Below are 19,491 nucleotides of genomic sequence, written 5' to 3'. Positions count from 1 at the left end.
CCCTCAAGGCTCAGCGACGGCGCACCATTACCTGGCCAGTTGCGTCAGGATGGCGTGAGCCGCCTTGATGCGCGCCTCGTTGGGGTAGTTGCGATTGGCCAGCATGACGATGCCGATCCCTTTGGCCGGCACGAAAGCCACATAGGCCCCGAAGCCGTTGGTCGAGCCGGTCTTGTTGAAGAGCACAGGGTGCCCTGCCGCAGCGGGCGCGGGCGCCGCCGGGTTGGCATTGTAAATCATCGCCGGGGAGTTGCCCGCCAGCAGCGTCTGCTCGCTGACGGGATAGGCGTAACGCTCCCAGCCCAGTCCCTGGGTCATCTCCCCCACCGCATACTGGCCCTGGTGAGTCAGGTCGATGGCCTGCTGCATGGCCGCATTATCCACCCCGCTGATGTTCGCCTTCACAAAGCGCAGCAGATCCGCCGAGCTGGTCTTGATGCCGTAGGCCTCGTCCGCCAGCATGCCGGGAGTGACGCGGATCGGCTTGTCCTCCTTCGAGTAGCCGTAGGCGTAGTGCCCCATGGCCTGCTCGGGCACAGTGAGGTAGGTATGGTACAGGCCAAGCCCCGGCAGGATCGTCTGCTCCATCAGGCGATCGAACGGCTGCTTCATGCTGCTCGCCGCCAGATAGCCAAAGAGCCCGATGCTGGGGTTGGCGTACTGGCGATGGGAACCCGGCGAGTAGGCTGGGGTCCACTGGCGGTAGTAGGCCTGCATCTTCTCGAGCGAATCCACCTCCTCGGGGAATTGCAGCGGCAAGCCGCCCGCGCTGTAGGTAGCCAGCTCCCCCATGGTGATGTTGTCAAAGGCGGATCCCTTGAGCCAGGGGGCGAACAGACTCGCCTTGTCATCGAGCTCGAAGCCCCCCTGCACCACAGCGTAGGCCCCCAGCGTCGCGGTCAGGGTCTTGCTCACGGAGCCTATCTCGAACAGGGTCTGCTCGCTGACACCGACCGCGCGCTCCCGATCGGCCACACCGTAGTTGAAATAGTGGGCCTTGCCATCCTTGAGCACGGCCACCGCCATGCCCGGGATCCTGTGCTCCTTGAGCAGCGGCCGGATGCTGGCATCCACCACGGGGCGCAGGGGATCGGTCGCCGCCTTGTCACCGGCATGAGCCAGACCGGCCCACATCAGGGTGGCCAGAGCGCCCCACAGGATGGATTGTCGTTGTTGCATTGCATGTCTCCTGACTGTCGTTAGCAAGGTATCGCCATGGCGGCGAGTGATGAGCCCAGCATAGTCCCGCGAGGTGTGCTGCCGATGAGGCTCTGTGAAGTCTGTGTGAAGCCGCCCCCTCTTTTTACCCATGAAAAAGGGGAGCCATGGCTCCCCTTCAATCACCTTGCAACACGGGCTTATTTCTTGCCCGGGTTGTCCCAGATCCCCTCTTCCAGCTGACTGCGCAGCTCGGGGTACTTGTTGGCATCGAAGGTGGGGACGCGCCCCAGCTTGAGCTGGTCGTTGTAGTCCTTGGCCAGCTTGATGGCGACGCCGGAGAGCAGCAGGATGGCCACCAGGTTGACGATGGCCATCAGCCCCATGGAGACATCCGCCAGAGCCCACACGGTCGGCAGCTCGCCCACGGAGCCGAACATCACCATGCCCAGCACGAACATCCGGAACAGCATCAGGCCGCCCTTGTGGTTGTGCTCGAGGAACACCAGGTTGGTCTCCGCATAGGAGTAGTTCGCCACGATGGAGGTGAAGGCGAAGAAGAAGATGGCCGCCGCGATGAAGATGTTGCCACCGCCGCCCACCTGGGAGGAGAGCGCACGCTGGGTCAGCTCGACACCGGTCACACCGGAACCCGGCTCGAACTGGCCGGACATCAGGATGATGGCGGCAGTACAGGTACAGATGACGATGGTATCGAGGAAGACACCCAGCATCTGCACATAACCCTGGGAGGCCGGGTGCGGCGGATAGGGGGTGGCGGTGGCGGCAGCATTGGGGGCAGAGCCCATGCCCGCCTCGTTGGAGAAGAGGCCGCGCTTGATGCCGTTGATCATCGCCTGGGAGATGGCATAGCCCATGGCGCCGGAACCCGCCTGCTCGATGCCGAACGCAGACTTGATGATCAGGGCCAGCACGCCGGGCAGCTCGCTGATGTTCATGGCCACCACGAACAGCGCCATCAGGATGTAGGCGAGCGCCATGAAGGGCACCACCAGCTCGGCGAAACGGGCGATGCCGCGGATGCCGCCGAAGATGATGAGGCCGGAGAGCACCACCAGGGCCAGACCGCTCACCCAGTCAGGGATGCCGAAGGCGACGTTCATGGCCAGGCTGATGGAGTTGGCCTGCACCGCGTTGAACACCAGACCGAAGGCCAGCAGCAGGCAGAGGGAGAAGACCACCCCCATCCAGCGCATGCCGAGGCCGCGCTCCATGTAGTAGGCGGGACCGCCCCGGTAGTTGCCGTCCTCGTCCTTGACCTTGTAGAGCTGGGCCAGGGTGCTTTCCACGAAGGCGGTGGCCATGCCGATGAAGGCAATCAGCCACATCCAGAAGACGGCGCCAGGGCCACCTAGATAGATGGCGACGGCCACACCGGCCAGATTGCCCGTCCCGACGCGAGCCGCCAGGCTGGTACACAGAGCCTGGAAGGAGGAGATGCCGGCGCTGTCGGATTTGCGACTGTTGCGCAGGACCGAGAACATGTGGCCGAAGTGGCGGATCTGGATAAAGCCCAGGCGGAAGGTAAAGAAGATACCGACCCCGATCAGCAGGTAAATGAGCACGGCTCCCCACATCAGGTCGTTAATCATTGCAATCAAGGTGTCCATAATTCTCTCGTTGTTATCACATCCATGGCCAGTCTGCGCTGACCGCTCTCTGTCAATTTCCGAACCAGCATTGCGCCGAAGGGGCGGAATCTAGCATAGGGAGGGAATTCAGAATAGTGACAGGGCTCACTGGGGAGACAAAAAACGAGCAATTTGATGCAAAAAAGCTTCATTTAGCACGCAATAAATCAACAAAAATTGATGCGCTACCCAGCGCCCTTACAAATTAGAGCCAATAGAGAACCATTTTACAGCTCATCCCATGGGGGTAAAAACCGCTGAGTGAAACGACATCAGGGAGACAAGCGTTTGCTTCTCATGCCTCATCGGCAAGGGGTTGTAACGCAAAACGTTTTACACGTAATTAAATTTCAAGTAGCTGACAGAACTATTTATGTGACATACCGCACAAATTCATGAATTCACCAAAATAATTGCGCTTTTCCATGTCGGAGCCAGCCGCCACACCATGAATAAAACTCGTTTTTTATCAAACACTTTCACCAGACAGCCGGTACCGCTTTCACCACCTGGCTGATTCGCATACAAGCCCCCCTATTGCAGGATGCGCCACATCCGTATTAATTAGGCAGGCAATGACGATGGGGCCTGCCCATCGCCCCTTTCTGAGCCTGAGCCGCCGGGATTTTGTAATTTAATTTCAGAACTGCCGTCTCATGCCCGCCACCCTGGGATTGCTCCCTCATAAAGAGATGATATTTGCCATGGCCGATAAATTGACCCAGCTGAAAGCCCTGACCACAGTGGTTGCCGATACCGGCGACATCGAAGCCATCAAGCGCTACCAGCCCATCGATGCCACCACCAACCCCTCTCTGGTACTCAAGGCCTCCGAGATCCCCGAGTACTCAGCCCTGATCCAGGACGCCATTGCCTGGGCCAAATCCCAGAGCCAGGACAAGGCACAGCAAATCATCGACGCAGGCGACAAGCTGGCGGTCAACATCGGCCTCGAAGTGCTGAAAATCGTCCCGGGTCGCATCTCCACCGAAGTGGACGCCCGCCTCTCCTTCGACACCGACGCCAGCATCGCCAAGGCCCGCAAGCTGATCCGCCTCTACAACGAAGCCGGCATCAGCAATGATCGCATCCTGATCAAGCTGGCCTCCACCTGGGAAGGGATCCGTGCCGCCGAGGTGCTGGAGAAAGAGGGTATCCAGTGCAACCTGACCCTGCTGTTCTCCTTCGCCCAGGCCCGCGCCTGTGCCGAAGCCGGCGCCTTCCTCATCTCCCCCTTCGTGGGCCGCATCCTCGACTGGTACAAGGCCAAGAACGGCCGTGACTACACCGCCAGTGAAGATCCGGGCGTGGTCTCCGTCACCGCCATCTACAACTACTACAAGCAGCACGACTACCCGACCGTGGTCATGGGCGCGAGCTTCCGCAACACCGGCGAAATCCTGGAACTGGCCGGCTGCGACCGCCTGACCATTGGCCCCGCTTTGCTGGAAGAGCTGAGCAAGGCCGAAGGCACCGTGGTGCGCAAGCTGGACTACACCGGCGAGCGCACAGCCAAACCGGCCCCGATGACCGAAGCCGAGTTCCGCTGGGAGCTGAACCAGGACGCCATGGCCGTCGAGAAACTGGGGGAAGGCATCCGCCTGTTCGCCATCGACCAGGGCAAGCTGGAAACCATGCTGGCAAGCCACCTGTAAGGCCGCTCGCCACACGGCTTTCACAGAGCGAAGTGGCGCTGCAAAAACCGGGCTCCCGCAAGGGCAGCCCGGTTTTTTTGTGCCTGTTTCCGGTTGTCACAACTTCGTCATAAAAACGTTTTATTTTCAAAGGCGTCGTGTTATACGGATGGTGAAAACCATAAAACCAAGGAGGGAGCCATGGACATGTTCAACTTCGATTTTGACGAGGTCGTTGAGCTGGGTTCACGTAGCCGCGGGACAACGGGAAAAAAACGCAAATGGCGTGAGATTGAGGCGCTTAAAGACAAGCACCGCCTGCAAAAGGAGCTGCAGGCCATCGACATCGCCTATGAAGGATCGGACGACCTGGAGCTCTGATACGCCCACGTCGCCCATGTTTCACTCCAGCGAGTGGAGCCATAAAAACAGCGCCCCGGATTGACCGGGGCGCTGTTTTTATGGGTGAACCTCCTGTCAGGCTGCAGGCAGCGAGAGCTGTTTGGCCAGCGCCTGGAAATGCTGGCTCACCTCCGCCCCGAACAGGGGATCATTGATGGCCCGGTTCTGCCAGAGCTGTTCGAGATGACGCCAGTCATCCTCGGTCAGGGAGTCGCGCAGATGGGGGAAGATGACCCCTTCCTCATAGTTCATGTGCGCCTCCTGCTGCTCGATGAACTGCTCCAGACGGGCCACGAACTGATCCAGCGGGATGACCGCATCCATCAGGATCATCTCCACCATCTCCTTGAGCTCGGTCCCTGCATCCAGCAGACGGGCGTGCTCCTCGTGCAGCCGGTTGGCCACCTCCCCCTCCACCACCCTGTATTTCAGGTAGTAGTCATAAATCATGTCTTCCTTCGGGTGGTGGTACTTGTCGGATACCTCGCGCAGATAATCCACCACATCCCGCAGCAGGAAGTAGCTCACCGGCTGCTCATTGCGAATGGCCGCCAGCTTTTGCTTGAGCAGCGTCAGCAACCGGGTGATGTTGAGGTGGTCCTTATGCAGACTGGATAACATGGGCACTCCTTGCACTGAAATGAGAAAACGTCTGTCTCGAGTATACGGTCATTTATTGCCTGAACTTTGCACTCAATCAAGTCGGATGCAGACAGCGGCTGCACCAGCCTCTCACCACAGAGGGCACAGGGGAGACCATTTCCCCTGTGCATTTACGACGTCAGGCCGCCGGATCGGCGCAGACCGAGAGCCAGTCGATGGGACTGCGTCCCTGCAGGACCAACAGGCGATTGGCCTCGGAGAAGTGGCCGCAACCGATGAAACCGCGATGGGCAGAGAGCGGGCTGGGATGGGGGGCGCTCAGCACATGGTGGCGCGACCGGTCGATGAAGCGCCCTTTCTTCTGGGCATGAGCGCCCCACAGCAGGAAGACGACGCCCTGGCAATGGGCATTGATCCGCTCGATGACTCGATCGGTAAAAGTCTCCCACCCCAGGTGGGCGTGAGAGTGCGCCATGCCAGCCTGTACCGTCAACACCGTATTGAGCAGCAGCACTCCCTGTCTGGCCCAGGATTCCAGGAAGCCATGATGGGGTGTGACAAAACCCGGCAGATCCCGCTGCATCTCCTTGTAGATGTTGACGAGGGACGGCGGCGTGCGCACTCCGGGCAAGACGGAGAAACAGAGGCCGTGCGCCTGGTCCGGGCCGTGATAGGGATCCTGCCCCAGGATCACCACCTTGACGTCATCCAGCTCGGTCAGTTTGAAGGCATTGAAGACCTCGGTCGCCGGGGGATAGATCACCTTGCCCGCCTCCCGCTCGGCCCTGACGGTGGCCAGGGTGTCCATGAAATACGCCTGCTCTTTCTCCGAACCAATCACATCTTTCCAGGTCAGCACACCCGTCTCCTCTCGTTGCGAATCCACTCCTTCCATCCTGGCTGGCATGCCAGCCTCTCCCTCTCCCCACTCCCCGCCTTCTGTCCAGCTTGGCACCGCTATCTCCTCGGTCAATAGAGCAAGGGGCTCAGGATAGGGTCCTCGCCCCCAAGACGCAACCGCATGGAGGTCAGGCTCAGCCTTACCAGCCTGGGAAGTGGTGGCGTTCACGGGCAATGACCGGGGCTGCGTCGACACAAGAATAACAGGACGTCCTTCGGACAAGCCTCATGGGCAGGCCGGTTTTCGCTGACGCCAGAAATAAACCATGAAGGTGTAGTTAAATTACTAGATATGAATAATAAAAAATGCATAATTCATATATCTTACAAAAACAGAAAAATGATCTGTTTTTGATTCAACTCAATGATTTAATCCCTTTCAATGCACGCAAAATGGGATTTTATTGATTTAGATCAATTTTCGTAATATTACCGTCGTGGTATATATGGCCCCAACGAAGTAAAGGTGTAAGGCAAGGCCCCGTTAAATCATTCCTTCCAAGAGGTGGTTTAAAAACATCAGGGTAATGTGCTTACCGTTGAATCCGCTTTCCTATGAGGAGTCATACCATGATCAAGGGCATCCAAATCACCCAGTCCGCCAACGCCGCTCTGCTGAACTCTTTCTGGCTGCTGGACGAAGAGAAACAACAGGCTCGCTGCATCTGCGCCAAGGGCGACAGCTTTGCCGCCGATCAGGAAGTCAGCCTCTCCGACCTGGGTCAATTCGAATACCGTGAACTGCCGGTTCAGCAAGAGCCTGTGGTCGAAGGGGGTCAGCACCTGAACGTCAACGTACTGCGCCGCGAAACCCTGGAAGACGCCATCGCCAACCCGGAAAAATACCCGCAGCTCACCATCCGCGTCTCCGGTTACGCCGTGCGTTTCAACGCCCTGACCCCGGAGCAGCAGCGTGACGTGGTCACCCGCACCTTCACCCAGAGCCTGTAAGGCGCCCTGCGTAAAGAGATAAAAAACGGCCCCCTCGGGCCGTTTTTTCATGGGTGATGATCGCCGCCGGAACCTGGGTCAGCTTCGCAGGTCCACCGACCTTGCCACCACGGGTTTCGCCAGGGCGTCCTGCATGGTGGCCTCGTCGAGCTGATCGCAGTAACGGGCCACCACCAGGGTCGCCACCCCGTTGCCGATGAGGTTGGTCAGGGCGCGCGCCTCCGACATGAAGCGATCAATCCCGAGGATCAGCGCCAGCCCGGCCAGCGGCAGATGCCCTACCGCCGAGATGGTGGCTGCCAGCACGATGAAGCCACTCCCCGTGACTCCGGCCGCCCCCTTGGAGGAGATAAGCAGCACCACCAGCAGGGTGAGCTGATGGAACAGGTCAAGCGGGGTGTTGGTCGCCTGGGCGATGAAGACGGCTGCCATGGTCAGATAGATGGAGGTGCCGTCCAGGTTGAATGAGTAACCGGTCGGGATCACCAGACCCACCACCGATTTCTTGCAGCCCAGCGCCTCCATTTTCACCAGCATGCGCGGCAATACGGATTCCGACGAGGATGTTCCGAGCACGATCAACAGCTCTTCCCGGATATAGGCAATAAAGCGCACAATGCTGAAGCCATTGGCTTTGGCGATACTGCCGAGCACCAGAAAAATAAACAGCAGGCAGGTCAGATAGAAGCTAGCAATTAATTGCCCCAGCTGCACCAAAGAACCAATACCGTATTTCCCTATGGTGAATGCCATGGCACCAAATGCCCCGATCGGCGCCAGTTTCATGATCATGTTGATGATGCAGAAAATAACCTGGGAGAAACCATCGATGATATTGAAGATGGGTTTTCCCTTCTCCCCGATATGATGCAGGGAAAATCCGAACAGGACGGCAAACAGCAACACCTGGAGTATATTGCCGCCGGCAAAGGCACCGATGACGCTGGCCGGTATCACATCCAGCAGGAAGGGAATTATCCCCTGGGACTGGGCCTGATCTGCATAGACGGAGATGGCGCTGGCGTCGAGTGAGGAGGGATCCACATTCATACCGGCCCCGGGTTGCAGCACGTTGACCACGCACAGACCGATGATCAGGGCCAGGGTGCTCACCACTTCAAAATAGATCAGCGCAATGGCACCGGTTTTGCCCACCGCCTTCATGCTTTCCATACCGGCAATGCCGGTGACCACGGTACAAAAAATGACGGGGGCGATGATCATCTTGATTAATTTAACGAAGCCATCACCAAGGGGTTTCATATCTGCGCCCAGACTCGGATAGACATGTCCCAGACATATTCCGATGGTGATTGCCAATATCACCTGAAAATAGAGGCTACTGACAATTTTCTTGTGCATGTTCAACGTCCTGTTAATAAGTGTGACTCCACTGACAGCAAATAACGCATGCAGCAGTCTGCGGCGAGAAATAGAGTTATCTCACCCGCTTCATACCTTTTTGCCATCCTGACGGTCGCTACTTTTGCATGTCATAAGAAGCAAATAAGAGACATCAATCACACAACATATTTAACATCATTAACACCACGGAAACGTGGTCGCAATGGACGCCGAAGAGCACCAAATGAAAATGACGGAAATAAAAATGCCCCGCATGGCGGGGCATTTTTGATAGTAAAAATCGCGATCAGGCGGAGGTATCGAGGGGCTCGAAGCCCTTGACGAGATCGTCGATGGCCTTCATCTGCTTGAGGAAGCCTTCCAGCTTCTCCAGCGGCAGAGCGCTCGGGCCGTCGCAGCGGGCAATTTTCGGATCCGGGTGGGATTCGATAAAGAGACCGGCCAGGCCCACCGCCATGCCGGCACGGGCCAGCTCGGTCACCTGCTCGCGGCGACCGCCGGAGGCCGCTCCCAGGGGATCACGGCACTGCAGGGAGTGGGTGACGTCAAAGATGACCGGATAGCCGCCGGTGCTCTTCTTCATGACGCCCAGGCCCAGCATGTCCACCACCAGGTTGTCATAGCCGAAGTTGGCACCGCGCTCGCAGAGGATCAGGCGATCGTTGCCACACTCCTCGAACTTGTCGGTGATGTTCTTCATCTGGCTTGGGCTCAGGAATTGCGGCTTCTTGATGTTGATGACGTTGCCGGTGCGGGCCATGGCCTCCACCAGATCGGTCTGGCGCGCCAGGAAGGCGGGCAGCTGGATGACGTCGACCACCTCGGCGACCGGTTTGGCCTGATGGGGCTCATGCAGATCGGAGATCACCGGCATGCCGAAGGTCGCTTTCAGCTCCTGGAAGATCTTCATCCCCTCTTCCAGACCCGGGCCGCGATAGGAGTGGATGGAGGAGCGGTTGGCCTTGTCCCAGCTCGCCTTGAACACGAACGGGATGCCGAGCTTGCTGGTCACTTCCACGTACTTCTCGCACACCGCCATCGCCATGTCGCGGGATTCCAGCACGTTCATGCCGCCGAACAGCACGAAAGGTTTGTCGTTGGCGACGTCGATCTGGTTGACCTTGATATTCTTCTGTTCCATCTCAGGGATCCTTAATGGAGGGGCTTGGGACTGAGGTCCAGGGTGGCCAGCTGGGTTTTCAGCACATCGGCCACGGGATCATCAGGGCATTGTTCAATAAAGTATTCGAAATCGTCGGCGGCAAAGCGCGGGCAATCGAGTTGCTCATAGATGAAGCCCCGATCCCGCGTCTCCAGCGGATCGCCGGGCTTCATGCGCAGCAGCAGCTCGCTGCAGCGCAGCGCCTCCGTCATGCGCTCCTCGCGAAGCAGGGCGCCCTTGCTGACATTGAGCAAGCGCTCGATGATCTCCCACTGCCCCGATGGCTGCAGATGATCATCGCTCAGACTCGCCAGGTTGCCGAGGGCACCGCGCAGCAGCAGTTCGATGCGGTGCCGGCTCAGTTCATCACCGTTGAAGGGGTCCACATAGACCTCCCCGTCCAGACCGGCAAAACTCAGGAGGAAATGGCCGGGGAAGCAGATCCCCTCCACATCCAGCCCTATCTTGCGACCCAACTGGATGAGGAGGATGCCGAGACTGACCGGGATCCCCTTGCGCCTTGCCAGCACCTGGTCCAGATCGCTGTTGGCGGACGAGAAGTAATCCTGCCAGTCGCCACGAAAGCCCAGGGTCTGGTAGAAACCCTGCAACAGCTGACGGCGCACCTCGTCGCAGTCTCCCTCGGCAATCGTCTCGTCCAGCCAGGCATCGAGGAGGGCAAGCTCGGCCTCTCCCGTGCCGCCATGGCCCCGGATCTCGTCGCTCACCGACAGCGCCAGCTCGGCCAGATCGTGAGCCTCGAAGTCGGTCCACTCATCCACACGTATCATCGTCATCCTTCCTAGCCGAACAGGCTGGCCTGCTTTTGCACCGCAAGCTTGGCGATAAAGAAGATCCACCCCAGTGCGCCCAGGAAGGCAAACCAGCGGATGCCGTTGCTACGGGCCAGGCGCAGCGCCATCATGGCCAGAAACGCCACCACCAGGATGGACGTCAGCTTCTCGGCCAGCCAGGGAATGGCGTTGTTGAGGGGGTTGAGACCCAGCACCATGCAGAGCAGCACACCGGAGAGCACCACCAGGCCGTTGAGCCAGCCGCTGATCTTGAGGGTGCGGGCTCCCCCTGCCAGCGCGGAGCCGGTCTGCAACCAGTAAAAGCGCAGGATCAACATCAGCACGGCCCCGGCAATCAGGGTGAGGTGCAGATGCTTGAGCACAACATACATAAGATTTCCTTGAACAGGGGCAGACCGGGCCGCCCGTCATATCACTGAGCCAGGCAACCCAGGGTCACCCGCTCGTTATCGCCGTAATCGCGCACGGTTTCCACCTGAACGTAGCCTTGTTGCAGCAGGAGTTGACGCACCGCCTCCCCCTGATCCCAGCCGTGTTCCAGCAACAGCCAGCCACCTGGCACCAGATGGGCGGGCGCCTGGGTGACGATGAGGCGGATATCCGCCAGCCCCTGCTCCTCCGCCACCAGGGCGGAGCGCGGCTCGAAGCGCACGTCCCCCTCGTGAAGATGGGGGTCCGTCCCGTCGATGTAAGGCGGGTTGGAGACGATCATCGCAAAGCGCGGTGCATCCGAGAGCGGCGCAAACCAGCTGCCGTCGCGCACCTCGATGGGCAACCCCAGGGCGGCGCTGTTGGTGCGGGCCAGCGCGGCCGCGGCCGGCATCCTGTCCACCGCCCATACATCGGCATCCGGTCGCTCAGACTTGAGCGCAAGGGCGATGGCACCGGTGCCCGTGCCCAGATCCAGCAGGGCGCAGGGGCCGCCCGGCAGGCGGGCCAGCGCCTGTTCCACCAGCACCTCGGTATCGGGGCGCGGGATCAGGGTGGCCGGGCTCACTTTCAGCGGCAGCGACCAGAACTCCCGCTCGCCGATGAGGTGGGCAATGGGCTCACCATTGAGGCGACGGGCAAGCCAGCCCGCCAGGGTTGCCTGCTGGGCGGCATCGAGCTCGTGCTCCGGCCAGGTCATCAGATAGCTGCGCCGGCAATCCAGCAGATGACAGAGCAGGGCATCGGCGTCGGCACGGGGGGATTCCCCGGAGGCCAGGGTCGCCATGATATGGGCACGGGCCTGCTGGATCTGCATCAGTTGCTCTCGGCCAGGGAGGCGAGCTGATCCGCCTGATACTCCTGCACCAGGGGGGTGATCACGCAGTCCAGATCCCCTTCCAGGATTTCGCCCAGACGATACAGGGTGAGGTTGATCCGGTGCTCGGAGAGACGCCCCTGGGGATAGTTGTAAGTGCGGATGCGCTCGGAGCGATCCCCGGAGCCCACCAGGTTGCGGCGGGTACTCTGCTCGGCGGCGCGGTGGCGTTCGTCCTCGGCCGCCTGCAGGCGGGCGGAGAGCACCGACATCGCCTTGGCGCGGTTCTTGTGCTGGGAGCGCTCGTCCTGGCACTCCACCACCAGCCCGGTGGGCAGGTGGGTGATGCGGATGGCGGAGTCGGTCTTGTTGACGTGCTGGCCGCCGGCACCGGAGGCGCGGAAGGTGTCGATCTTCAGCTCGGAGGGGTTGATCTCCACCTGCTCGGCTTCCGGCACTTCCGGCAGCACGGCCACGGTACAGGCGGAGGTGTGCACCCGGCCCTGGGATTCGGTCTCGGGGACTCGCTGCACCCGGTGGCCGCCGGACTCGAACTTGAGGCGGCCGTAGACGTGCTCGCCGTCCACCTTGGCGATCACCTCCTTGTAGCCACCGTGTTCGCCGTCATTGCAGCTGACGATGGAGACACGCCACCCCTGACGCTCGGCGTAGCGGGAGTACATGCGGAACAGATCCCCCGCGAAAATGGCCGCTTCGTCGCCACCGGCACCGGCACGGATCTCCAGATAGCAGTTGTTGTCATCCTTGGGGTCGCGCGGCAACAGCATCACCTGAAGCGCCTGCTCCTGCTCCTCGAAGGTCGCCTTGGCGAGCGGCAGTTCCTCCTGCGCCATCTCGCGCAGGTCGGCATCATCCTCTTCCAGCATCTGGCGGGTGGCGTCCAGGTTCTCTTCGGCCTGGCGGAAACGCTGGAAGGCGTGAACGATATCTTCCAGCTGGGCGTATTCCCGGGTCAGGGCGCGGTATCTGTCCTGATCCGAGGCGACCCCGGGCTCCCCGAGCAGGGCCTGTACTTCTTCATGGCGCTCGATGAGGCCTTCCAGCTTTCTGATCAATGAGGGGTTCATGACTCTTGGATTCTCGATGGAGGACGGGACGGCAAACGGCCGTCCCAACACTATGATTCTTGTGACAATCCCAGCACCTGACGCAGTTGGGCCAGCTTGTGGCTGTCCCCCTGGGCGGCGGCCTGGCGCAGGGCCTGGGTCGGTGCGTGGATCAGCTTGTTGGTGAGGCGATGGGCCATGGCCTTGAGCGCCTGCTCGGCATTTTCACCCTGTTGCAGGGCCAGCAGGGCCCGCTGCAACTCTTCGTCGGCGACCTGCTGTGACTGATGGCGATAATCGCGAATGAGATCCACCGAGTGCTGGCTGCGATACCAGCCCATGAACTCGTCGCGCTCTTCCTGCACGATGAGTTCCGCTTCGGCGGCCGCCCGCTTGCGGGTCTCCAGGTTCTGCTCGATGATGCCCTGCAGATCGTCCACCGTGTAGAGATAGGCATCGGAGAGCTCGTCTACCTCGGCTTCGATGTCGCGGGGCACGGCGATGTCCACCAGGAACATGGGCTTGAAGCGACGCGCCTTGAGCGCCCGCTCCACCATGCCCTTACCGATGATGGGCAGGGGGCTTGCCGTGGAGCTGATGACGATGTCCGCCTCGTGCAGGTAGTCCGGGATCTCCTCCAGGGTCATTACCTGGGCACCGAACTCCTCTGCCAGCAACTGGGCCCGTTGCAGGGTCCGGTTCGCCACCATCATCCGGGTCACGCTCTGCTCGCGCAGGTGGCGGGCCACCAGTTCGATGGTTTCACCAGCGCCCACCAGCAGCACCTTGGTCTGGGAGAGATCGGAGAAGATACGGCGGGCCAGGCTCACGGCGGCGAAGGCCACCGACACTGCGCTGGCGCCGATCTCGGTGTCGGTGCGCACCCGTTTAGCCACCGAGAAGGATTTCTGGAACAGGCGCTCCAGGGATCCTTTCACCGCATCCGCCTGCTGGGCGTGGGCGTAGGATTGCTTGATCTGCCCCAGGATCTGCGGCTCCCCGAGCACCAGGGAGTCGAGGCCGCAGGCCACCCGCATCAGGTGGCGCACCGCTTCCTCGTCCTGGTGCCGGTAGATGGCGGAGAGCACCTCGCTCGCCTCCAGCGCGTGGAACCGCTGCAACCAGTTCAGCACCTGCTCCCCCTGCCCCTGCTCCAGACTGCAATAGAGCTCGGTGCGGTTGCAGGTGGAGACAATCACCGCCTCGCTGACGCCAGGCTGCTCCACCAGCTCACGCAGGGCGCGATCGATGCGGTCCGGGCCAAAGGCGACCCGCTCCCGCAAGGCGACACTGGCGGTGTTGTGGTTGATTCCGAGGGCAAGCAGACTCATGGGTGGGTGATGATCGTTTCATGCACAGGGTGTAGAGGCCGACAATTGTACGAGAAAGGGTAAGTCTTTAAAAGCAATACGGCCGCCCCTTATACTGTCGCAAACCTCATCTGCGGAGCTCCACCTTGTTGTTGCGTATCTTCTCCCTCGCCTGCCTGCTTGTGCTGGCGGGCTGTACCACCACCCAACCCCAGCGGGATCAGGTCAACTGGCAGCAGGAGCGCGCCCGCCTCGAACGCCTCACACACTGGCAGTTGTCGGGCAAGATGGCCATCATCACCGCCCGCCAGAAGGGCAGCGCCCGCCTCAACTGGCAGCAAAACGGCGACGACTATCGCCTCAACCTCACCAGCCTCATCGGCACCCATATTCTGGAACTCTCCCGCACCGGCGGCGAGGTGACTCTGCTCGACAACGACGGAAAACAGCACCAGAGCCAGGATGCCGAGCTCCTGGTCTATCAGCTCACCGGCTGGCACATTCCGGTGGCCGGGCTGCCTGAATGGATCAAGGGATTACCGGGGCAGGCCGAATTCGAGCTCAACCCCGATGCCAGCCTCGCCAGCGTGCGCGACGGCCAGTGGCAGATCGTCTACGGGGACTATCGGGATCAGGACGGCTATCGCCTGCCCCACCTGCTCACCATGACCGGGCAGGAGAGCCGTCTCAAGCTGCAGATCAACGAGTGGACCCTGGCACCATGATGCACGACCAGGCGCCGATCCGCTGGCCAGCCCCGGCCAAGCTCAACCTCTTCCTGCACGTCAACGGCCGCCGCCCCGATGGCTACCACGAACTGCAGACCCTCTTCATCTTTCTCAACCACGGCGACTGGCTCGAATTCGAGCCGATCCCCGGCAGCGACCAGCTCACCTTGAGCCCGGCCATTCCCGGCGTGCCCGATGAACAGAACCTCATCATCCGGGCTGCGCGACTGTTGCAGAGCCGGTTGACCAGTCCGCAGGGAGCCCATATCCGGCTGGAGAAGGTACTACCCATGGGCGGTGGCATCGGGGGCGGCTCGTCGGACGCGGCCACCACCCTCGTGGCCCTGAACCACCTCTGGCAAGCCGGCTTGAGTGAAGACGAGCTGGCCGAGCTCGGCGTGCAGTTGGGCGCCGACGTGCCGGTGTTCGTGCGGGGCAAGGCCGCCTTCGCCGAGGGCGTGGGGGAGCGGTTGCAACAGATCGCGGTGCCGGATGCCTGGTACCTGGTACTCAAGCCGGATTGCCATGTGGCCACCGCCGCAGTGTTCCAGGATCCCGACCTGCCCCGCAACACCCCCAAGATGACCCTGGACAATCTGCTGGCAGGAGAGTGGAAAAACGATTGCGAACTGCTGGTGAAAAAGCGCCACCCCGAGGTTGCCAATGCGCTCGGCTGGTTGCTAGAATACGCGCCGTCAAGAATGACGGGCACTGGCGCCTGCGTCTTTGCTCGATTTGAAGACGAAATGGCTGCTCGGAAGGTGTTGGCAAGAGTGCCGGAAGGCTGGGATGGGTTTGTCGCCAAGGGCGAGAACATATCACCACTCTTCGTCACTTTGCAACAAGTGAGTGATTGGGGTATCGCCAAGCGGTAAGGCAGCGGGTTTTGATCTCGCCATTCCTAGGTTCGAATCCTAGTACCCCAGCCAACTCTCTCCTTGTTGAGGCCGCATCGGCAGGTGTTGACCTCGTCGATGTGTCTTGGGCCAATCTGACGCGATGGCGCTCAAGGTGGATTCCCGTCCACCCACCCTGCGGGTGATGAGACGCCATCCTCGACATCGCCCAGAGACCTTGTCCGTCATCTTGCTAAATCGTTTGCCCCCAAACGATACGGGTCTAAAATCAGACTCCCCACATACTGGATGCAACCCCGAGGTTTCAAACCGTGCCTGACATGAAGCTGTTTGCTGGTAACGCAACGCCGGAACTAGCCCAGAAGATCGCAGATCGCCTGTTTATCAAACTCGGCAATGCTGCCGTAGGTCGCTTTAGCGACGGCGAGATCAGCGTACAGATCAACGAGAATGTACGCGGTGGCGATATCTTCATCATTCAATCCACCTGTGCCCCAACCAACGACAATTTGATGGAATTGATCGTCATGGTGGATGCACTGCGTCGTGCTTCAGCTGGCCGTATCACTGCCGTTATCCCCTACTTTGGTTATGCCCGTCAGGACCGCCGCGTCCGCTCCGCCCGTGTGCCCATCACCGCCAAGGTCGTCGCAGACTTCCTCTCCAGCGTGGGTGTGGACCGTGTGCTGACCGTTGACCTGCATGCCGAGCAGATCCAGGGCTTCTTCGACGTCCCCGTCGACAACGTGTTCGGCAGCCCGGTGCTGCTGGAAGACATGAAGGCCAAGAACCTCGAATCCCCCGTGGTCGTGTCACCGGACATCGGCGGCGTGGTCCGTGCCCGTGCCATCGCCAAGCTGCTGGACGACACCGACATCGCCATCATCGACAAGCGTCGTCCCCGTCCGAACGTCTCCCAGGTCATGCACCTGATCGGCGACGTGGCCGGTCGTGACTGCGTCATCGTCGACGACATGATCGACACCGGCGGCACCCTGTGCAAAGCGGCCGAAGCGCTGAAAGAGCGTGGTGCCAAGCGCGTGTTCGCCTATGCGACCCACCCTGTCTTCTCCGGCACCGCCGTTGAAAACATCAAGAATTCGGTCATCGACGAGCTGATCATCACCGACTCCATCCCGCTCACCCCGGAGATGAAGGCAGTCGGCAAGGTCAAGCAGCTGACCCTCTCCTCCGTGCTGGCCGAAGCGATTCGCCGCATCAGCAACGAAGAGTCCATCTCTGCCATGTTCGAGCATTGATAGACCCTGTCGTGACAAAAACCGCCGAATGGCGGTTTTTGTTTTTTTGGGTGCCTGGCGCCAACCGCCAGCCTTCACTCGGCAAGAGACGAAAACCTCGGACGAGCCACTCCACCCGAGCCCTTCTGTCCGGCTTTTCCCCGACCTTGCCGCACTTTGGTTGAGTGATCGCCACTCGGCGGCTAGAATATTGCGTCCCATTGCCCCGGGTCATCCTCCCATGGCAAGTAGCGAGTGAAGACATCAAGCGTGACAAGTCAAATCAAACTGATTGTCGGGCTGGGTAATCCCGGCCCCGAATATGCCAAGACCCGCCACAATGCGGGCGCCTGGTATGTGGAGCAACTGGCACGCTGGCACAATGTCAGCCTGCGCGAAGAGCCCAAGTTCTTCGGCCACACCGCCCGCATCCTGGTGGACGGGCAGGATGTGCGGCTGCTCATCCCGAACACCTACATGAATCTCTCCGGCAAGGCCGTGGCGGCGCTCGCGCGCTTCTACCAGATCGCCCCGGAAGAGATCCTGGTGGCCCACGACGAGCTGGACCTGCCTCCCGGCATCGCCAAGTTCAAGCAAGGGGGCGGTCACGGCGGCCATAACGGCCTCAAGGACATCATCGCCAGGATGGGCAACAACAATAACTTCTTCCGGCTGCGCCTTGGCATCGGCCATCCGGGCGCCAAGGAGCTGGTCGCCGGCTTCGTGCTGACCAAGGCACCCAGCAGTGAGCAGAGTCTGATCGAGGCCGCACTGGACGAATCCCTGCGCGCCACCGACATCCTGTTCAAGCAGGACATGACCAAGGCCATGAATCGCCTGCACAGTTTCAAGGCCGAGAAAGTCTAGGCCTTCAGCCTGCATCGCCAGGCAGTTCAAGATGACCGGCCCCCTGGCGAGATCCCTCGCCTCGAGGTCAAGCAACACGACACGGGCCGCCCGCGCGGCCCCTTGAAGCATCCACCAACAAGGTAACAATCCATGGGTTTTAAATGCGGTATCGTGGGCCTGCCCAATGTAGGCAAATCCACCCTGTTCAATGCGCTGACCAAGGCTGGCATCGAAGCCGCCAACTTCCCGTTCTGCACCATTGAGCCGAACACGGGTGTGGTCCCCATGCCGGATCCCCGCCTCGACCAGCTGGCGGCCATCATCAATCCGCAGCGTGTCGTGCCGACCACCATGGAGTTCGTGGACATCGCCGGCCTGGTGGCCGGTGCCTCCAAGGGCGAAGGCCTTGGCAACCAGTTCCTGGCCAACATCCGTGAAACCGAAGCCATCGGTCACGTGGTGCGCTGCTTCGAGGACGAGAACATCGTCCACGTGGCGGGCAAGGTCTCCCCGGCCGACGACATCGAGGTCATCAACACCGAGCTGGCCCTCTCCGACCTGGATGCCTGCGAGCGCGCCATCAATCGCCAGTCCAAGCGTGCCAAGGGCGGCGACAAGGATGCCAAGCTGGAAGTGGAAGTGCTGGAGAAGATCAAGGTTGCCCTGGAAAACGGCCAGATGATCCGCGGCATGAAGCTGGACAAGGATGAGCTGGACGCCGTCAGCCACCTCAACTTCCTGACCCTCAAACCCACCATGTACATTGCCAACGTGGCGGAAGATGGCTTCGAGAACAACCCCTACCTGGATCAGGTCCGTGAGATAGCCGCCGCCGAGAACGCCGTTGTCGTGGTCGTCTGCTGCGCCATCGAGGCGGACATCGCCGAGCTGGACGACGAAGACCGCGCCGAGTTCATGGCGGATCTGGGTATCGAGGAGCCGGGCCTGAACCGGGTGATCCGCTCCGGATACGAGCTGCTCAAGTTGCAGACCTACTTCACCGCCGGTGTGAAAGAAGTGCGCGCCTGGACCATTCCGGTAGGCGCCACCGCCCCGCAGGCCGCTGGCAAGATCCACACCGACTTCGAAAAAGGCTTTATTCGCGCCCAGACCATCGCCTTCGACGACTTTATCACCTACAAGGGTGAGCAAGGCGCCAAGGAAGCAGGCAAGATGCGCGCGGAAGGGAAAGACTACATCGTCAAGGATGGCGATATCATGAACTTCCTGTTCAACGTCTAACCCCATGAGAGGCCAGCATTTGCTGGCCTCTTTTTTATCTGGCCAGAGGCGCGATCTGGGTGCGAATGTCGTAAAAAAAACCAGATTGTTGGGCTTTTGCACGACAGCGGCCAATAACTCGCCAAACGCACCCAAATTCGTTTTTTCAAACAAAAAAAGGGTTGACGCCCCAGAGCCAGATACGCATAATTCCGGCCGCACAGTGACGAGGCAACGACTCACTGGAAGCACGGTTGGCTATGTAGCTCAGTTGGTTAGAGCATCGCACTCATAATGCGGGGGTCACAGGTTCGAATCCCGTCATAGCCACCA

At 60.4% G+C, this 19,491-nt stretch carries 19 protein-coding genes and 2 tRNA genes; 10 read left to right on the top strand and 11 right to left on the bottom strand.

All coding sequences use genetic code 11. The features are described 5' to 3' along the window. Window positions 1-27: 27 nt before the first annotated feature. Both blaMOX and ACVDHI_RS08075 read right to left on the bottom strand, forming a co-directional pair. Window positions 28-1,179, bottom strand: a complete 1,152-nt coding sequence (blaMOX, locus tag ACVDHI_RS08080) for a CMY-1/MOX family class C beta-lactamase (protein ID WP_323919106.1) — start codon at window positions 1,177-1,179, stop codon at window positions 28-30. Window positions 1,180-1,358: 179 nt separating this feature from the next. Next, entirely contained in the window at window positions 1,359-2,789 is a 1,431-nt protein-coding gene (locus tag ACVDHI_RS08075; protein ID WP_010673860.1) for an alanine/glycine:cation symporter family protein, read from the bottom strand. A 725-nt stretch (window positions 2,790-3,514) separates the two neighbouring features. Here ACVDHI_RS08075 and tal point away from each other — a divergent pair. Together tal and ACVDHI_RS08065 are read left to right on the top strand one after the other, a co-directional pair. After that, entirely contained in the window at window positions 3,515-4,465 is a 951-nt protein-coding gene (gene tal / locus ACVDHI_RS08070; protein ID WP_447211946.1) for a transaldolase, read from the top strand. Window positions 4,466-4,645: 180 nt separating this feature from the next. Next, window positions 4,646-4,825, top strand: coding sequence for a DUF3545 family protein (locus ACVDHI_RS08065; RefSeq protein WP_010673858.1), 180 nt, complete (start codon window positions 4,646-4,648; stop codon window positions 4,823-4,825). A gap of 96 nt (window positions 4,826-4,921) precedes the next feature. On the opposite strand, the gene ACVDHI_RS08060 is transcribed toward ACVDHI_RS08065, so the two are convergent. Further along, on the bottom strand, window positions 4,922-5,467 hold the full coding sequence (locus tag ACVDHI_RS08060) for a hemerythrin domain-containing protein (protein WP_041212588.1): 546 nt from the start codon (window positions 5,465-5,467) through the stop codon (window positions 4,922-4,924). 160 nt (window positions 5,468-5,627) lie between these two features. Beyond that, a complete protein-coding gene (gene ung, locus ACVDHI_RS08055) occupies window positions 5,628-6,308 on the bottom strand; it encodes a uracil-DNA glycosylase (protein WP_323907652.1) in 681 nt (226 codons plus the stop codon). A 611-nt stretch (window positions 6,309-6,919) separates the two neighbouring features. On the opposite strand from ung, the gene grcA reads away from it, so the two are divergent. Next, window positions 6,920-7,300 carry an autonomous glycyl radical cofactor GrcA gene (gene grcA, locus ACVDHI_RS08050; protein ID WP_010673855.1) on the top strand — a complete coding sequence of 127 codons (381 nt, stop codon included), beginning with the start codon at window positions 6,920-6,922 and terminating at the stop codon, window positions 7,298-7,300. Between the two features lie 78 nt (window positions 7,301-7,378). Here the strand turns inward: grcA and ACVDHI_RS08045 are convergent, their stop codons facing one another. The 7 genes from ACVDHI_RS08045 to hemA all read right to left on the bottom strand — a co-directional run bounded on the left by ACVDHI_RS08045 (window position 7,379) and on the right by hemA (window position 14,286). Beyond that, window positions 7,379-8,662 (bottom strand): dicarboxylate/amino acid:cation symporter, encoded by a 1,284-nt coding sequence (locus ACVDHI_RS08045; protein WP_447211945.1) that lies wholly within the window; start codon window positions 8,660-8,662, stop codon window positions 7,379-7,381. A gap of 289 nt (window positions 8,663-8,951) precedes the next feature. Then, window positions 8,952-9,806, bottom strand: a complete 855-nt coding sequence (kdsA, locus tag ACVDHI_RS08040; RefSeq protein ID WP_039039605.1) for a 3-deoxy-8-phosphooctulonate synthase — start codon at window positions 9,804-9,806, stop codon at window positions 8,952-8,954. 11 nt (window positions 9,807-9,817) lie between these two features. Beyond that, on the bottom strand, window positions 9,818-10,618 hold the full coding sequence (locus ACVDHI_RS08035; protein ID WP_447211944.1) for a SirB1 family protein: 801 nt from the start codon (window positions 10,616-10,618) through the stop codon (window positions 9,818-9,820). 11 nt (window positions 10,619-10,629) lie between these two features. After that, window positions 10,630-11,013, bottom strand: coding sequence for a SirB2 family protein (locus tag ACVDHI_RS08030; RefSeq protein ID WP_324062282.1), 384 nt, complete (start codon window positions 11,011-11,013; stop codon window positions 10,630-10,632). A gap of 41 nt (window positions 11,014-11,054) precedes the next feature. Beyond that, entirely contained in the window at window positions 11,055-11,888 is an 834-nt protein-coding gene (gene prmC / locus ACVDHI_RS08025; protein ID WP_069651507.1) for a peptide chain release factor N(5)-glutamine methyltransferase, read from the bottom strand. Continuing rightward, a complete protein-coding gene (gene prfA, locus ACVDHI_RS08020) occupies window positions 11,888-12,976 on the bottom strand; it encodes a peptide chain release factor 1 (protein WP_324062279.1) in 1,089 nt (362 codons plus the stop codon). Before prfA ends, prmC begins: the two co-directional genes overlap by 1 nt. A 50-nt stretch (window positions 12,977-13,026) precedes the next feature. After that, window positions 13,027-14,286, bottom strand: coding sequence for a glutamyl-tRNA reductase (hemA, locus tag ACVDHI_RS08015; RefSeq protein ID WP_041212583.1), 1,260 nt, complete (start codon window positions 14,284-14,286; stop codon window positions 13,027-13,029). A gap of 125 nt (window positions 14,287-14,411) precedes the next feature. Between hemA and lolB the strand changes: the two genes are divergently transcribed. The 7 genes from lolB (at window position 14,412) to ACVDHI_RS07980 (ending at window position 19,491) form a co-directional block, all read left to right on the top strand. Then, window positions 14,412-14,990 carry a lipoprotein insertase outer membrane protein LolB gene (gene lolB, locus ACVDHI_RS08010; RefSeq protein ID WP_039039599.1) on the top strand — a complete coding sequence of 193 codons (579 nt, stop codon included), beginning with the start codon at window positions 14,412-14,414 and terminating at the stop codon, window positions 14,988-14,990. Further along, window positions 14,990-15,868 (top strand): 4-(cytidine 5'-diphospho)-2-C-methyl-D-erythritol kinase, encoded by an 879-nt coding sequence (gene ispE, locus ACVDHI_RS08005; protein ID WP_447212014.1) that lies wholly within the window; start codon window positions 14,990-14,992, stop codon window positions 15,866-15,868. The genes lolB and ispE overlap by 1 nt, the downstream gene beginning before the upstream one ends. Further along, window positions 15,848-15,922 (top strand) — tRNA-Gln (locus tag ACVDHI_RS08000). Before ispE ends, ACVDHI_RS08000 begins: the two co-directional genes overlap by 21 nt. Window positions 15,923-16,161: 239 nt before the next feature. Further along, window positions 16,162-17,109: a ribose-phosphate pyrophosphokinase gene (locus ACVDHI_RS07995; protein ID WP_010673845.1), complete on the top strand. Its 948-nt coding sequence runs from the start codon at window positions 16,162-16,164 to the stop codon at window positions 17,107-17,109. A 249-nt stretch (window positions 17,110-17,358) separates the two neighbouring features. Continuing rightward, on the top strand, window positions 17,359-17,955 hold the full coding sequence (pth, locus tag ACVDHI_RS07990; protein WP_039039597.1) for an aminoacyl-tRNA hydrolase: 597 nt from the start codon (window positions 17,359-17,361) through the stop codon (window positions 17,953-17,955). A 132-nt stretch (window positions 17,956-18,087) separates the two neighbouring features. After that, complete coding sequence (gene ychF / locus ACVDHI_RS07985; RefSeq protein ID WP_010673843.1) at window positions 18,088-19,179, top strand: redox-regulated ATPase YchF; 1,092 nt, start codon at window positions 18,088-18,090, stop codon at window positions 19,177-19,179. A gap of 235 nt (window positions 19,180-19,414) precedes the next feature. Then, window positions 19,415-19,491: transfer RNA gene (locus ACVDHI_RS07980), tRNA-Met, on the top strand.

The sequence above is a fragment of the Aeromonas sp. 25-248 genome (assembly GCF_053005425.1).
This window is presented reverse-complemented; position numbering and strand designations above follow the sequence as displayed.